The sequence below is a fragment of the Sphaerospermopsis reniformis genome (assembly GCF_005402885.1).
Classification (GTDB): domain Bacteria; phylum Cyanobacteriota; class Cyanobacteriia; order Cyanobacteriales; family Nostocaceae; genus Sphaerospermopsis; species Sphaerospermopsis kisseleviana.
Window position 1 is genome coordinate 1 of sequence record NZ_BJCE01000024.1, and the last position, 16,003, is coordinate 16,003.

Sequence of the window (16,003 nt, forward strand, 5' to 3'; positions counted from 1 at the left end):
TTGTTGAATGGCTTCAATGGATGCCACCTGTCTTGGCTTTACCTGATGATGATTTCTTTTCTTGGAAGCACTTGACTTAGTTTCAAATCCTGCTGACATAAACCTTTATTCCTAGAGTTGAAGGGGGGGCTTATGTCCTCATCTCACTTTTTTTGCTCCCATGTCAAGTCAAATTTTTCTCTGCTCGCTGCTGCTTATCTTGTTTCTTTTGTCAAGTTCATTTTATACCAAATTAGATGAGCTTACCCTGATTCTTCTTCCAATTAATGCATTGACAATTGTAGACTTGCCTGAAGATGTAGTTCCTAATGTTGCAATAGATAAAACTGGCTTGTCTAATCTCTTACGAGATTCAATGTATTCATTTTCTAATGAGTTAAATGATTTAATTACTTCTTCATCACTAAATAATTCAGGAAACTTTTTTCGCAAGCGATTAGTTTTATCAAAAATTTCAGCTAAACTTTTACGCGAAGTTTGTAATATATCTTTAATTTTTTGTTGTCTCATAGGAGTTAAAAATGTTTTTAAATTAGCTTATTTAATTTATTATCACATAATAAAGACATCTGTCAATAAAATTAAATTTATAATATTTGACCTATTGTACAAAGAAAGTGTATGAATATACAGCACTTTCCATCTACATGAGGTACACTATGGGCGGGCAAGATGCCCACCCCACAAGAGTTTTATCATTAATATCTGTACCTCATAATAACGGAAACTGCTGTATGTTTCACCTTATTTGTTAAGTTTCTTTCTTTTTTCTATTGACTTTGAAAGAAAATTTAATAATTGAATGTGCATTTGAAAGATATAGAAATAGCGATCGCTCTTTCAAACTACAATTCTTGAGCTTTGTAGCCTTAATTTCAAATTCAAGCCAACATTTTATACCTTATTATCGTTGACAGCTTTTTCCTGAATTACCTCTTCAATCTCTGCCAGTTTCTTGCGAAGGACTTCCTGAAACTCCATTAATTGCGAAACCTCAACTTTCTTCAACGCTTCCCCAGAAACTTTATACAAAGAGCGTGTTGCTGTTGCTACTGGTTTAACTTGTTTTTCGATTTTTTCAGCGTCGGTACTTTGTGAAGCGATCGCCTCAGTGACTAATTGCCGGGTTTTTTGTACAGATAATTTTTCTGCTAACACCTTTTGAGTGATGTTGATTCTAATTTCTTCTGCTTCTGATTCTGGTAGTCCCAAATTTTTCGCAGAAAGTTTTTGTAACGCCATTGCGTGAACACCTTTAAGTCCAGAAGACCTAATAGCAGCTTTCAAGTCTTCCGCTAAAGAAAGCATGGGAAAAATATTGGCATCAATAGAAGCGGGATTAAGTTGTAAATCTAAAAGTATAGTCAACACTGCCACTTCTCGCTCATCTAAGTCCAAAGCAGCTAAACCTTGTTTTTGTTCCTCTGGTGTTACCGTGAGTAGTTCAACAACAGAGTTCATTCGTTTTTGTGCATTCAACCGTCGCACTACTGTTGAAAGAATCCGGGGAATATCCTGGGGTTCTAAACCAGTATTAGTTGCCAATTCCCGGACAATAGCTTCAGCTTTATCCAGAGGATTGAGGTCTTCCCGGTGTAATGAAGTGATTAAAGCTTTGCGGTGTAGAGCATCAGGTTCAGGAATAATAACAGCTTGCAGATTTTGCCAACCCAAGTTTTTAGCACTACGCCAACGCCGTTCACCATCAAAAATAACTAAGTGTTCCCGTTGAATTAAAATAATTGGCTCTAGTTGTCCATCTGATACCAGGGAACGAGACATAGACTCAATACTTTCTGATAAAAATGTCTGTCTCGGTTGCTCTGGGTTAGCTTGAATTTTTTCTAAGGGAATATATTGGATACCTGATTGTGATTGAAGTTGCGCTCTGAGTGTTTGTAGCTGCGTTTCTAACTCACTAGACCCTTGAGAGCGGAGTTCTTCGATTTCGGCTTTTAGGCGTTGAATTTCTGCCTCAGCTTCTGATAACTGTTGGGATTGCTTTGCGCCTGAAAAATAATTGGTGAGGTCAGGAGATTTTCGGGTGGTCATAAGTTAGCACAGTTTTAATTTGTTTATTGAAACAGCGATTGGTTTCGCCAGTACCAATAGCGCAGCATGGCCTAAGCCATCATACAATCGCATTAGGTAAGTGGTTATGCAAAATCATTGACACATCAAAAGGGCTGATTGACAAAAGTTTCAAGCACTTTGATGAGGCATTAATTTCAATGAGCTACTGAGTAAAGGAGTATTTTCCAGCCATTGCTAAAAAATAAAAATGCGTAATTTTTACAACAGCTTGGTTAAATTGAGAGTTTTTTTACTCCTACCGTCAACTTGGTTAAGCCGTGACTTTCTCTTTGGTCTTGCTACCAATCAAAGCGGCTAATTTTGAAGCAATTTCTTTGAAGTCATCTTTGGCTGGATGACTGGGACGGTGAATAGGTAATGGTAATCCTTGTCCACTGGCGTTAACAAATTCAGCACTATCCCGAATTTCTGGAAAAGCATGGATATTCATTTGCTCTAACTGAGATGGTAATGCAGCTAACATTTGTCTATGGGCTGCACGTCGAGCATCATATTGGTTGGGAACAAAGCCAAGAATTTCTGGTGTGGGTTTTAAGCGTAGGTGCTTGCAATGGTAGTAATACCATTCCAGTAAATGAGCCGCTCCTTGAATTGATTTAGGTTCTAGCTGCACAGGAATAATTATGTGTGTACTGGCTGTCAGTGCCATTAAAGGTAAGGGACCCAGGGTAGCTGGACAATCAAAGATGATTAAATCATGTTCCAGAGGATAGTCAGTTAGGCGATCGCCTAATAAGTAAGCTCCCCTTTTGTGTAAAACTAATTCATCTGCTGTTTGGGTCAGAACCATACCACCCTGACAAATAACTACTTTATCGGTGTGTTCACTCCAGCAGGGTGTCAACGGCCAGTTACCATCAAAATCATCTTTGAGGACAGCAGCTAAAGTGTGTTCTGGTTCTGGTTGATTTAATCCACAAAATAGTGTCAGTGACCCTTGCGGGTCAAGGTCAAACAGTGCTACCTTATACCTGCGTTTTGCCAGAGCATGAGCTAGATGGACAGAAAGGGTTGTCTTACCACTTCCTCCGGCATTACTTATTACAGCTAATCTAATTTGCATGACTATTTTTTTTGATATTAGGGAGTATCATATATTGAGTTCTCCACCTCATATATCAATATCTGATGTTCTGATGTGGGAGTATCATATATCGAATTTTTTAAATCATATATCAATATATGAGAATTAACCGAATCTTGAAACAGAAATTTTCTCTGTTGCTGTGACCTGTAGACTATTGCTCAAATTATGGGTTAAAAAAATAACAGTTCCTACATCTATCATTGAAGTCATAGCCTAGCACTGATCAGTGAAAAAAATTATCTGCCCACAGAAAAAAAATACCTCTGGCAAAGTAGCCAGAAGTAAGATCCTTAAAAGGGAATGTCAGAAATGTTAGTATTCCGAGAATGTCCGTTTTGAGAAGCTGTAGCTACACCAGCACCAACTAGCTGTTGAGTATTTTCCTGTGGTGTGGGTGGTTGAACAACAGGGGTAACAGTTGGTGTATGAGTGCGATTACCAGTAGCAGTGCAGATGAAGTTGCGGATAACTAAAGTGGTTTTCTTTTCCTTATATCCCTTACCGCTATCTACTACGTTAAGATCCAGATAGCCGATAGCGATACCAGTGGCATTAACTCCAGATTCAGCTATAGAAACTGCTGCTGCTCCCTTGGTTCTGTAAGGAATTGTGTCTTCTACTACGCCATCTTTTGAATAGTAAGAGAAGGTACATTCACCATAGACAATCTTGACACCTTGACTGTCAAAAGCTTCATCAATAGTGAGCAGTCGAATGGTTTGGGTTGAGTTAATCATGGTTTATCCTTGTGATGAAATTGTCAATAGTTCATAAGAATTGCGCTTTGCGCTTTCTACCCAAAACATCCCACAGACAAAAGTGATGCTGCGGGATGTATTTGACTGGCTAGAAATTGGCGTTAATTATGGAATCTTGGTCTTCACCAGTTTCATTTGAGTCTTTGCGTTGAGCAGAACTGATGAGTTCCAAATTGTTGACACGAATGATGGGTTTTTGTCTGGGTTCGTTGGTGTTTTTATCTATCCATCTGTCAAAGACTATTTCACCGGTGATCCCAATAGTCGAACCTTTTTGAACCCAGTCTGCTGCAACTTGAGCAATATTTCCCCAAAGTTCTAAATCAAACCAGAGGGGATTTTCACTTCTGTAGGGAGGTTTAACAGCAAGAGTTAGGGATGTTTTCATTGCACCTGATTCAAAATAGCGAACATCAGGTGTTTGACCAACGCGACCAACTAAATCAACTTTATTGACGTATTGCTGAGTCATATTATTTTCCTTGGGTAATCAATGTTTTTCACTGTATTAGCGCGATAGCGCATTCTCGGTTATGCAACTAAACGAATGATTTGCTACAGGCTGATTTGAGGCTTTATGGGATACAAGCCCAGCATCAAACCTGATTGCGCCTAGCGCACTATTACCTACGGTATTGAGCGCAAAACCTACAAAAAAATAACCCCAAATCTGCTAGAGATTTGAGGGTGATGACTATTACAAAATTTGTTCTTTGGTTACTAAACCATGCAGTTTGGTTACTAACTTTTCTTCTTTCATGCGAGAGAAACCAGGGATTTTGTGCAATTTGGCTAACTCCTTTAGTCTTTTTAAAGTTAGTGATTGCAAATCTTCCAAACTTGCTAATTCTGGAGAATTGGGAATATTTGTTATTTCTGAGGAAGAGTTATCAGGTGTAGGAGAATCAGTTGCATCGGTGATAATTTCTGATGTGTTTTCAGAAATAATAACTTTACTCTCACCATTATGACTTTCATCTAGTGGGTAAGTAAATTCAGATGATATTGATGGGGCGATCGCTTCTGGCAGGGTGCTTTGTGCGATCGCCTCAACTACTGAGTTATCCTCAATATCTTCGTTTAGGGTAGGTACTGTATTAGCACTATCTTCACTAGAAGTATCATCTGTTGGTGAAATAGATTCAGATGATGTTGATGGGGCGATCGCATCTACCACTGAGTTATCCTCAATCTCCTCGTTTACGGTAGGCACTGTATTAGCACCATCTTCACTAGGAGTATCATCTGGTGGTGTAATAGATTCAGATGATGTTTGAGCGATCGCCTCAACTACTGAGTTATCCTCAATTTCCACGTTTACGGTAAGCACTGTATTACCACCAGCCTCACTAAAAGTTTCATCTGGTGACGGAGTGCTTTCAGAGGGTGAAGTATTACTGCTGAGGTGAGGCGTTTCTGTTTCCCCACTGGTGTAACTAAGAATTTGCTCAATACTGGTTACAGTGGGTTCTTTCAAAACGGTGATTCTGTGGAAATTTCCCACTTTTCTAACTGAGATTCTTGCCCCAGCCGTGCGGAGTTTTGTTGTCAAGTCGTTGAGCAGGAGAAATGCTACATCCAATTGACGGTAATTATTGATAATGGCACTCATGGTTTTTTGTTTGATTTAGTTCACCACAAGAGCGCATAGCGCAATCCTTTTATCCAAAAACGTTTTTGGTATTTTTGATAATGTTTAGATAGACTGCGTTGAAAATATAGTTTTTGGTGTTACTCAGGAAATAGTAAAACTTCCCATACCAATCGGGGAGAGGCCATTTTTAACAGAGAGTTTTTGGCATCTTCCAATTTCAACAGCCAATTGTGATCACTGAGAAATTCCTTCCAGCAATGTTGCAGGTAATCTATCAACCATAGTTGTTGATGAAAATCTAATTGCACCTCAATATTTTTGGCGATACTTAACGCTGTTAACATATTGCTAGGTGGTTGAATTAGTTGTTGCAAAATTGATTGTGGGATAGATTGAAGTTGATCATGGTAAGCGATCGCCATCCCTGGAGAACCACCCGCAAACTGTATAACATTTGGGTGATTAAGAATTTCAGAACGTCCCACATTTTCTAAAACTGTGGTCATTTGGGCGTTGTTTAGTCGCTGGAAAGGAATCATTTGACAACGGCTGGTAATTGTAGCAAGTAACCTTTGGGGTTGGGATGAAATGAGGATAATAGTGCCGGATATTGGCTCTTCCAAAGTTTTCAGGAGTGCATTAGCAGCAGTGGGTTGCATTCTTTCAGCATTTTCTACCACGACAATTTTGTAAGGTGCAATTAGAGGGGATGTAGCCAGAAATTGGGTGATTTCTCGAATTTGCTCAATTCTAATTTGGGATGGAGTTTTTCGCAGTCCCCCAGAAGCTGCTATTTCACTTTCACTTAACAACTGTTTTTGGTGTAGGTAGGTTGGTTGAACCCATAAAATATCAGGACAGTTAGCTAGGTTTTGGATGTTGAAAGTTTCAGCGATAAAGCATTTCGCAGCTAAAGATTTTCCTACTCCGTCTGCTCCAGTAAATAAATAAGCAGGGACATTTCGGTTGTGTGTAATTGCACCTTTGAGTAAAGATACTGCTAAATTTTGGCCAATGATTTTTGATAACTGCCAGTTTTCTGCAATTGGCTGTGTAGATTCGGAATCTATACTTTGAGAAGGTTCACAAACAGAAAGGTCTGTTGTGAGATGAAGTAGATCAAGTTGCTTCATTTTTTGAGTTTTGGAAATTGTTGATTAGACATCTCCAGAAATTTAATCTCCCTCCAACAACCCGAGCGTTTTAGGTTAAATTTCAGAGGTTCTATTGCATTTGCAAGAAGTAGTACCTACGAGCAAAGTTTGATAATTTGAGTTTGCAAAGCGAGTTTTTCATCTACACCAGATTTCAGCATTAGCTCTAGTTCCAACAGCATTTTCAAACTATTTTTCAGCTTGTTTACACAACAATTAGCAACTTCTTGGCGTATGTAATACAAGCGTTTGGGATTTTTCACGTCTGCTAGTTGGGTGATCGCATTGTCGTCTTGACACCCGGTGATGATCATCTGTTTGACTGTTAGCCAAGTGCGAAAGGTTGTAGTCAGGGTAGCGGTAATCTTTAAAGCTGGTTCGTTACAGTTAATTAAGCGTTCAACAAATTCCAACGCTTGAGCAATATTACCCAAGCGAATGGCGTTGGCTAGTTGTAAGCTATTAGCAGCACTTTCTGAGACTAATTCTTTCACCATATCCCCATTGACTGTTTTACCCAAAGCATAGGTTTTGAGCTTTTCTAGTTCAGTGAATATCAGTCGTGTATGATTGCCTGTGTAATCAATTAATACTTTGTAGGCATCGGTGGTGAGTGTTACACCTACTTCGTCAGCTAAAGTCCGAGCTTGCTGTATTAATGCTTGGGTTTGCCATTGGGGAATGAGAGGAAATTCCTGTACCTCTGCGTATTCCAGTAGGAGTTTGACAGATTTATTTCTTGCGTCAGGTTTGTGAGTGTTGGTGATAAGGAGGGTATTTGTTGAGGGAATTTTGGGGAGAATAGACTCTAACTGCAACAAAATTTCTTTTGAACAAACTCCCAGTAATGTGCTGTTGGGCAAATGTACTAATCTTCCTCCACTCCCAACTGGTGGTGTCATGATATCGGATAATGCTTGAGGAATGGTTTCTTTAGATTCTGGGGGGTATTCTGTATAGTTGAAGTCTGCCCATTGTTGATCTAGAGTGTGGGTTTTTAGTTGTTTGATGGTGCGAGTTAGGAAGAATTCGTTTTCACCAAAGTATAAGTTTGTTGACATAGGGGTACGGCAATTGTATTATCGTACATGAGCGTAAGCTCTACTATCTAAAAAATTATCTAAAACCCCGCTTTTTAGCATATAGCGGAAATGATCTTTAACTAGCAGAGATTTTAGCAATGAGAGAAAAGATATTTATTGATAATTTAAATCGAAAAAACTCAGATTATAATAATCCTGAATTAGCTATTACTACTGCAAATTTATGCAATACAATTTCAAGAGATATAAATACTGATAGTCAGCGTTTTATTTATGAACTTCTACAAAATGCTGATGATGCAAGTAATCAAACTGATATGCTTGATGCTCAAATAGCTTTTGTAGGTGATTATGTAATAATTTCGCATAAAGGAGAACCTTTTACAGAAATTGACATTGAAAGTATATCAAGCGCGGGTGACGGAACAAAAATAGAAGATAGAACTAAAACAGGATTCAAAGGGATTGGGTTTAAGTCGGTTTTTTCCCATTCTAACTATGTGATCATTAAAAGCAAAAACTTCTGTTTCCGTTATGATAAAAACCATTGGAAAGGTTATTGGAATGATAGGAATTGGGGGATAAAAAGTGATTGGCAGAATGAAAGAGTAGAAAAACGCAAAGATCCACAGCCTAAGATGCCTTGGCAAATTATTCCCATTTGGACAGAATTACCTATAGAGTTAAACAGACTTGCTATTTTTCAAGAATTTAACGTTTCAACAATTATAAAATATAATAAAATTGATAATTTGAAAAAAGATTTGATTAATTTGCTTTCTAATACGCAAATTTTACTATTCTTACGTAGCAAAAAAGTTAAAATTACGGTAGATGGTAGCGAAAAATTAACTATTATAAAGAGCCAAAATGGAGAAACTACTACGCTAAACAGAAATGGTATTTTACAAAGTGAATGGATTATCAAAAAACATCAGTTTCCTATTCCCGTAGATGTGCAGAAAGAAATAAACGAAGATGAAAAATTACCAAGAAAACTTAAAGATGCATCTTATACAGAGATTGCTTTTGCAATTCAATTAGAAAAAGGTAAATTAAGAGCAGTAGATAAAATTAATCGTTTAATATTCACTTATTTACCAACATCTATTAATTACGATTTTCCATTTTTAGTAAATGCAACATTTTTGACTGACGCAGGTAGGCAACATTTGCATCAAGATGTTTTTTGGAATAATTTTATTTTCCAACAGATACCTTTAAAATTTTTTGAATTGATATCTGAACTAGCCAATAAATCTAGCAAATATAACAAGCAATTTTTAAAAATTTTACCCCATAAATTAGATGGATTTAGCGCATTAGAAAAAAGTTTTAACAGAGGCTACAAACAAGCTATTGATACAATTGCTTTTGTTCCCAACAAAAACGGAGAATTGCTAAAAGTTAGCCAAGCTATTTTTGATAAAACCAATATTTCTGATGTAATTAGCGACCAAATATTCATAAATTACATCAATCTAAAACAGCAAAATAATTTTACTATTCAGTCTTTAGTTTTAGATATCGAACCTATGGATGCTTTGATCAGAATAGGCGTTAAGGTATTTGATATTGATGATTTGGAAGGTCTTCTGGTGTCTGATGTTTTTATAAATGAACACCAACTAGAAGATAATTTTACACTTATTTCATTTTTGTATAAACAAGCACAAAAATTGAGTGGTGATGAGAAGATTATTTGGAATGAAAAGTTAAAGAATACACCTTTTATTTTTGATCAAAACCAAAAAATTAAAAGTCCCAAGTATATTTATTTTCCTTCTGTTGAGTTTTCAGAAGAATTCAGTTCGGATATAAGTATAATTCACAATGATGTAGTTACTCAAATTAATCAAAATTCTAGCATTAAGAATTGGGTTGAATATTTAGGAGTAAAAGAACCTTCGGATTTGAGTTTTATAGAAAAAACAATTATTGCTCAAGCCGAAACTTATATTACTGAAGAAAATGCTTTACAAATTGGAAGATACCTTTTTGATACTCATAAAAAAGGTAAATTGCACGAGCAACATTATGAAGGATTACAAAAGTTTAAACTTCTAACTCAAGAACAAAATTTAATTTCTTCCGAAACTGCTTATTTATCTGATTTTTATGAGCCAGAGTTACGTATTGAATCTATTTATAAGTATGATTTTTATGTTTCTAGTAAATATTTTGAATATCCAAACCTGAAAAGTGAATGGAAAACTTTTTTATTAAAGATAGGTGTAAATCAAAACATTACTTTACAAAATATAACTATCAGCCGCCGTTATGATTTAGAACAAATTGAGCTTGATTATTTTTTAAAAGTAGAACAAGAAGCAAAACAAGGACACAGATATCCGCACTTAATTAATGGTTTTAATTATATAAATATTACAAAAATTACTTATTCAGAACTTGCACGGGTAAATTATGCCTTTGCTAAATTATTTTGGAAACAAGTTTTTATTAATATTTCTGTTGATTCTATAAATAAGATGGCACCAATGCCTTGGGGGTATTTTCAAAGTTCTGCAAATGTAGAAAATTATTTTTATTGGAGTTTAGAGAACTCTACATTTATTCCTACTACTCAAAAAACTTGCTTAAAAGCTTCTGATGTTTTTAGCATTAATATACCGAAAATTAAAGAAATTGGAGGAAAATATTTACCTATTTTTGATTGTGATGAATATATACCTTCTAATTGGTTGAGTTATTTAAAATTTAAAACCAATTTAGAAATTAGTGACTATTTGCAAATTTTGAAAAGTATCTCTGAAGATATAAATGTAAGCGAAGAAGAAAAAGAAGAAAATAAAAAGAGAATTTGTCTTATTTATGAGACATTGGCATCAAATGTCCATATTTTAGATAAGGAGAAAATTAAACTTTGGGGAACAGATAATAAACTTTTATCAAAAAATGGGTGGAACTTCTTTTTTCCGAAAGATTTATGTGTTGTTACTCTTGAAGGTTTTAAAGCAGCTAACTTGATATATACTGAAAAAATTAATTCAAAAATTATTGAGTTATTACGTTTATTTGGTGTATCAATAATTGATACTGTAAAACCTTTAATTCCAAACAACACTGTTGAAGTTAAAGACCTCAAGAATAAACTTATTTATATTGCACCATTTATAGCATTAATTTCTGTTGATAAATCTAAAAAGGGCAAAGATTGGGAAGCAGAATATAAACTTATAAAAGAGAAAATTGACAACATTCATATTTTTGAAGTATCTGAAATTTTCCTATATTATGGAAATGATAATGATAAACAAAAACGGACTTCTTGGGCTGAAAAAAATAATTTTTACTATGTAGGTGATTGGAAGAGTCCCAGAGTTTTAGATGGGTTAGTTGAGCCTTTATGTAAATTTCTAGATATACGGTATGCTGAAAGGCTGTTGATTGTGCTGCTTTTAGAAAATTTTGCAAATGGCATAGAGTATCTAAAGGAGAAAGGTTACAATGTCAAGCTTATTCCTGAAAATATTCTAAATGTAGAAGATCCTAATAGTATTATAGTTTTAACAGAGGATGAGAACATTACAATTGCTCAAGGAAACCGACCTTATAACCAAGACGATGAAGATTTAGGTAGAAAAGGTGAGGAATTTGTTTATAAAGAGCTAAAGAGAATCTACAGTCAGAAATACAATTCTTCTATACAAGAAACTGAAACAGGATTCAAAATAATCAATATCAATATAGAAAAAACTGTAACTGAACATAAAATAATAAACACATTAGAAGTTTTTTGGCTTAATAAAGAGCAGAATACAACCGCAAATCACGACTTTAAAGTTGTAGAAAATGGCAAAGAGATATACATTGATAGCAAAGCAACACCATATAGCAAAAATGAGGAGAAAATACCTTTCTATATTTCACCTAAAGAATTTACTTTAATGGAAACAGTAGAAACATATTTAATAGCAAGAGTATTCAATGTTACCACAGACCCAATATTGCTATTTATGAAATTAAACATAGACCATCTTGACTAATTGAAAACTATAATTGTTGAGGGGGTATTACAAGGATTTTTATTTATGTGGACACCCTGTATAAATCAATCCAGAAGTAAAACAAACCTGTTATAATTGTAAATTCTTTAAAAGACAATAAGTATCTATAGGCGATCGCCCTTTCCATTACCGTAGACGATCGCTCTCATCATTAGTATAATCCCTTACTCAAAACAGACTCAACTGCTTCCCCACATCACCTTGAGGCTCAACAACCGAAAGTAACTCATCTCGTTTTTTAGCTATCAACTCCAAATAATACCCACTGGAATAGGCTTCAGAATTAGTCAATCCCCTAATTCCTTGATAAAATGTCACAACATCCCCAGTATTACCCAGAACCAAAAGAGCCTTTTCACCCTTCTTAATTTTCCGAGTAACCTGTAACTGTTCCACAGGAAAATCACCAGAACGAATAACCTTGGTTAATTCCTGGTAATATTGTTCTGCCTTAGCTTTTGACAGAAGATATTGTGTCAGGTAGTTCAAAGGAAACTCCTTTTCCAGACGAGAACGGTCTCTTTTCCGCCATGAACCCTTAGTAGTAATTTTACCATCTTCATGCCAGATAATATAATTCTTAGCTCCTCTAGAGGGAACAAACATCGCTTTAGCAAGGATTTCCAACTCTATATTGATACCAGTAGGTAAAGCATTTTGCAGCTTTTCAAATATCAGCAGAGGTTCAGAGTGGGAGAAGAACACACCATCAGTATCACTTTCAACCTGGATACCTCCCGCTTTTTCAATCACATCAATCATGAATCGCAGAATCCGTCTACCATAAGCTGTAACCAGTGCAGCAGCTTCCATATCGTTAAAACTAACACCAGAAGTCCCATAAAAGCCAAACAACGAGTTGATTAACACTTTGAGAGCCGCTTCAGCTTGTTTAGCAGCTAAATCTCCAGCCTTTCCTAATTCTTTGAGTCTGAGTCGTTCCCTGGTGAGATAATCGAGAATACTTAACCCCACTCGTTGCGTATCCTTGCGGGAGCAAATCCCATATTTAAGCATAATGCTGGGATACAGACTGGAAACATCAATTTTGGCAATGTGTTTGTGTAAACCTGGTACAGAAATTACCAGTCCTCCCTCAAATTTCAACTTCAGATCAGCAGTTGGTTTGTAACCTGAATATTGTCTTTCTAAAACGCGCTGCCATTTAGTACCATTACCAGTGAGCGATAGTTGTTGTAAATTCAGACCTGGTACTATCAGCGATTCATAGTAATAGGAAGGAACTAATTTATCAGCAATTAATTTCGTATCTTCCAAGTCATAAATTAGGTATTTTCTGATTTTTTCCCATCCTTGAGAACCTGCACCTTCACCCCAACAAAGTTGAATTTCTTGGGGAGTTAAAACTAATCTAGCAGATTCTCGCAATCCCATTTCTATGACTGCACTTTTGAGGGAATGTTGATATAAAGCTTTATTGACAAAATCCCATCTCAGGACACAAATATACACATCAATATGTTGGCTGTTGCTGATGAATATTTCGGAAATATTCATAGGTTTACCAAATACCTGTGCTGTCTTGATAATTCTCGATTGCTCAGAAATAGTAAATGGATGAGATATGTTATTGATTAGGCATCTAGTAATGATAAATGGAAAATCAAAATCTGTACCGTTGTATGTGAGAACTACATCAGGAGAAATAGACTGAAAATAGGAAATAAATTGGCAGAGTAATTTTGATTCATTTTCATCCATAAATACAAAATACTCGCCCAATTCATTCATACAACCAATAGCGAAAATTCTATCTTTACTAGGAATCAGCCCTGAAGTTTCAATGTCAATAACCATTTGCTTCAGGGCATTGTAAGGTTTAATAGTCTGTAAAGGTTGCCAGGAACGATAAACGGTATTATCTGTGTAGAAGATGTTTAATTTATCTTCTGCAACAGTAATTTGATTACCGCTTTTGGCGATAAAATGACGATGATTGTAATCAGTGTTCATTTTTGGTGTTGGTTACTTACCAATAGTTCCTATCTTTTGCATTTTGAAAAGTGCAGAATTGATTTCCAGTAAATATTGTGGTGATGGGTATTGAGATAAGAAATAGTGAAAATCGTCTAAATGTGTAATTGTCAGTTCTTGAGGTAAGACTTTTCCTTGGACATTCAGGAGAATTTTCGGATGTTCACGCCATTCACAGGTTGTTATTTTCAACAATTGGTAAATCACAGAATTGATGTGGAAGTTGTAAGAGGATACTGGGTGATTGTTGATAAATTCACATAATTCCTCTAAAGTATTTAAACTTTGTGTACATGATTCTCCACTTTTAGATTGACAAGATATTTGCATGATTATTACTCCAATGGTAACAAATAATTTGAAATAGATAGACTGAGTTATTACGAATTACTAATTACTCGCTTTCTTTTAGAAAATATTGATTGAATGAACCACGAAGGTGCGAAGGAAGCGAAGGAAGAGGGGAAGAGAAGATAAAAGGAAAGAAACAGGTAAACTGCTGCTAATTTTGTATGAAGATGTGCGAAATTAAGATGAACGTTCGCGAAGCGTGGCGTTAGCCATACCACAGAGACACAGAGGACACAGAGAGAGAAAATCAAAGAATTGGCGCAGCCTCACGAAGAAATGGTATGACAGTAAAAAGGAAGTGGTAATTACAGCAGATTCAAGGTTTATGAGATCCAGTAACCGATTGAAATTTAAGGTTTAAAACTACTTTCTAAAATTGGTGTACCTCATTTACTCTAAAAGTGCTGTATTTGTTTGAATAGCTACTGTTTAATTTTCAATTTTCATTGATAACTTTTATCGAGAAGATGCTAACTGTTGTACCGTTTCCACCCAAATAGGAGCTTTCTTTCCATTGACTGGAATTAATAAATTCCAATGTTCTTGCAAAGATTCAACACTCATATTTGGTAACTTTTTTTGCGCCCAAACAATAGCATCAGCAGGTGTTGTCCAATTCGTCCAAGGTGGATTTTCAGAAATTGAAACGAATTGATTTGAATTGCTGGAATTAGAGGAATTAGCAGCAGGTAGTAAACCCAAAATACCAACCTCTAACCATAACTGTGGTTGAGTAGATAATTTGATTTGCACCTCACATTGTCTCAAGTGCTGCTGTCCTGCTAAAATATTTGTAGTTTCCCAACTTTTAGCTATTTGACACAATTGTTGCCAAGTATCTTCAGTTAGCATCACCATTTCTTTACTGCTAGGAGACGTTTTAGCAATCAACATATCTCGATAAAAGCTAGTGAGATTTTGCAGAATTATTAAAGGTTCTTTACCCCATTCCAACAAATTCCGAATAATATTAATTACTGAATCGCTATCATTTTCAGCAATTCTTTCCACCATTGTTAGCAATTCATACTCAGGTACATTTCCCATCATTTCCCATACCCAATTTTCGTCAATGGTGATATTTAGTAAACTCAATTGATCCAGTAAACATTGACTATCCCGCAAACAACCAGAAGAAATTTGTGCAATCAAACGTAATGCTTCTGGAGTAATATCAATTAATTCCTCATTTACAATTTGATTGAGGTGTTGTACCATATCCTCAACACCAATTCTTTTAAAATCAAACCTTTGACAACGAGAAATTATTGTTGCAGGAACTTTGTGAATTTCTGTCGTGCAGAGGATAAACACTACATTCTTTGGTGGTTCTTCCAATGTTTTGAGTAAAGCTTGAAATCCTTGTGAACTGAGGCTATGTACTTCATCTAAAACAAACACCTTGTAGCGGCTATTGACAGGTATAATGTGAGTACGGTCAATAATTTGTCTGATATTTTCAACACCAGAGTTACTAGCAGCATCTATTTCCACCACATCCAGGGATAAACCTTTAGAGATGTTGGTACAGGAATTGCACAGGCCGCAGGGTGTGGGAGTAGGAAAATCACCATGTTGACAATTGAGAGATTTAGCAAAGATGCGTGCGCTGGAAGTTTTACCTGTACCTCTAGGTCCAGTGAATAAGTACGCCGGGGCAATTCGTTGGGATGTGATAGCATTGGTGAGAGTAGTTGCGATCGCTCTTTGTCCAACAAGTTCAGCAAAGGACTGGGGACGATATTTCAGGTGAAGTGGTTGGTATGTCATGTTTTTCAAAAGTAGATATGTTGAATTTACCCAAGCTCATGTATTAGTAATAAACTTGGGGTGTGAGTAATTTTTGGTGTGGTTGTTAAAACAGATTTGATGTAACGAACCACAGAGACACAGAGTACA

At 35.9% G+C, this 16,003-nt stretch carries 12 protein-coding genes; 1 reads left to right on the forward strand and 11 read right to left on the reverse strand.

Translation table 11 applies throughout. The features are described 5' to 3' along the window. Positions 1-222: 222 nt before the first annotated feature. The 8 genes from FFR48_RS05570 to holA form a co-directional block, all read right to left on the reverse strand. On the reverse strand, positions 223-510 hold the full coding sequence (locus tag FFR48_RS05570) for a dynamin family protein (RefSeq protein WP_201277577.1): 288 nt from the start codon (positions 508-510) through the stop codon (positions 223-225). 384 nt (positions 511-894) lie between these two features. Next, the gene (locus tag FFR48_RS05575) at positions 895-2,052 is read right to left on the reverse strand and encodes a ParB/RepB/Spo0J family partition protein (RefSeq protein WP_137666653.1); all 1,158 of its coding nucleotides are present in this window, start codon (positions 2,050-2,052) and stop codon (positions 895-897) included. Between the two features lie 292 nt (positions 2,053-2,344). Further along, entirely contained in the window at positions 2,345-3,157 is an 813-nt protein-coding gene (locus FFR48_RS05580) for a ParA family protein (protein ID WP_137666654.1), read from the reverse strand. A 314-nt stretch (positions 3,158-3,471) separates the two neighbouring features. Further along, positions 3,472-3,918 (reverse strand): hypothetical protein, encoded by a 447-nt coding sequence (locus FFR48_RS05585; protein ID WP_137666655.1) that lies wholly within the window; start codon positions 3,916-3,918, stop codon positions 3,472-3,474. Positions 3,919-4,027: 109 nt separating this feature from the next. Beyond that, complete coding sequence (gene ssb / locus FFR48_RS05590; protein ID WP_137666656.1) at positions 4,028-4,411, reverse strand: single-stranded DNA-binding protein; 384 nt, start codon at positions 4,409-4,411, stop codon at positions 4,028-4,030. Positions 4,412-4,636: 225 nt separating this feature from the next. Beyond that, positions 4,637-5,551, reverse strand: a complete 915-nt coding sequence (locus FFR48_RS05595) for a hypothetical protein (protein WP_137666657.1) — start codon at positions 5,549-5,551, stop codon at positions 4,637-4,639. Between the two features lie 119 nt (positions 5,552-5,670). Further along, the gene (locus FFR48_RS05600; RefSeq protein WP_137666658.1) at positions 5,671-6,666 is read right to left on the reverse strand and encodes a DNA polymerase III delta subunit-related protein; all 996 of its coding nucleotides are present in this window, start codon (positions 6,664-6,666) and stop codon (positions 5,671-5,673) included. 116 nt (positions 6,667-6,782) lie between these two features. Beyond that, positions 6,783-7,748, reverse strand: a complete 966-nt coding sequence (holA, locus tag FFR48_RS05605) for a DNA polymerase III subunit delta (protein WP_137666659.1) — start codon at positions 7,746-7,748, stop codon at positions 6,783-6,785. Between the two features lie 119 nt (positions 7,749-7,867). On the opposite strand from holA, the gene FFR48_RS05610 reads away from it, so the two are divergent. Next, on the forward strand, positions 7,868-11,737 hold the full coding sequence (locus FFR48_RS05610) for a sacsin N-terminal ATP-binding-like domain-containing protein (RefSeq protein WP_137666660.1): 3,870 nt from the start codon (positions 7,868-7,870) through the stop codon (positions 11,735-11,737). Between the two features lie 189 nt (positions 11,738-11,926). Here the strand turns inward: FFR48_RS05610 and FFR48_RS05615 are convergent, their stop codons facing one another. From FFR48_RS05615 to FFR48_RS05625, 3 genes are all read right to left on the reverse strand, one after another. Continuing rightward, the gene (locus FFR48_RS05615; RefSeq protein WP_137666661.1) at positions 11,927-13,732 is read right to left on the reverse strand and encodes a DNA polymerase domain-containing protein; all 1,806 of its coding nucleotides are present in this window, start codon (positions 13,730-13,732) and stop codon (positions 11,927-11,929) included. A gap of 12 nt (positions 13,733-13,744) precedes the next feature. Further along, positions 13,745-14,083 carry a hypothetical protein gene (locus FFR48_RS05620; RefSeq protein WP_137666662.1) on the reverse strand — a complete coding sequence of 113 codons (339 nt, stop codon included), beginning with the start codon at positions 14,081-14,083 and terminating at the stop codon, positions 13,745-13,747. A gap of 477 nt (positions 14,084-14,560) precedes the next feature. Further along, the gene (locus tag FFR48_RS05625; protein ID WP_137666663.1) at positions 14,561-15,874 is read right to left on the reverse strand and encodes a DNA polymerase III subunit gamma/tau; all 1,314 of its coding nucleotides are present in this window, start codon (positions 15,872-15,874) and stop codon (positions 14,561-14,563) included. Between the last annotated feature and the right edge of the window lie 129 nt (positions 15,875-16,003).

Excerpts from the sequence above, each read along its gene's own strand:
- FFR48_RS05570 (WP_201277577.1), bottom strand. The coding sequence starts at position 510 with ATGAGACAACAAAAAATTAAAGATATATTACAAACTTCGCGTAAAAGT.
- FFR48_RS05575 (WP_137666653.1), bottom strand. The coding sequence starts at position 2,052 with ATGACCACCCGAAAATCTCCTGACCTCACCAATTATTTTTCAGGCGCA.
- FFR48_RS05580 (WP_137666654.1), bottom strand. The coding sequence starts at position 3,157 with ATGCAAATTAGATTAGCTGTAATAAGTAATGCCGGAGGAAGTGGTAAG.
- FFR48_RS05585 (WP_137666655.1), bottom strand. The coding sequence starts at position 3,918 with ATGATTAACTCAACCCAAACCATTCGACTGCTCACTATTGATGAAGCT.
- ssb (WP_137666656.1), bottom strand. The coding sequence starts at position 4,411 with ATGACTCAGCAATACGTCAATAAAGTTGATTTAGTTGGTCGCGTTGGT.
- FFR48_RS05595 (WP_137666657.1), bottom strand. The coding sequence starts at position 5,551 with ATGAGTGCCATTATCAATAATTACCGTCAATTGGATGTAGCATTTCTC.
- FFR48_RS05600 (WP_137666658.1), bottom strand. The coding sequence starts at position 6,666 with ATGAAGCAACTTGATCTACTTCATCTCACAACAGACCTTTCTGTTTGT.
- holA (WP_137666659.1), bottom strand. The coding sequence starts at position 7,748 with ATGTCAACAAACTTATACTTTGGTGAAAACGAATTCTTCCTAACTCGC.
- FFR48_RS05610 (WP_137666660.1), top strand. The coding sequence starts at position 7,868 with ATGAGAGAAAAGATATTTATTGATAATTTAAATCGAAAAAACTCAGAT.
- FFR48_RS05615 (WP_137666661.1), bottom strand. The coding sequence starts at position 13,732 with ATGAACACTGATTACAATCATCGTCATTTTATCGCCAAAAGCGGTAAT.
- FFR48_RS05620 (WP_137666662.1), bottom strand. The coding sequence starts at position 14,083 with ATGCAAATATCTTGTCAATCTAAAAGTGGAGAATCATGTACACAAAGT.
- FFR48_RS05625 (WP_137666663.1), bottom strand. The coding sequence starts at position 15,874 with ATGACATACCAACCACTTCACCTGAAATATCGTCCCCAGTCCTTTGCT.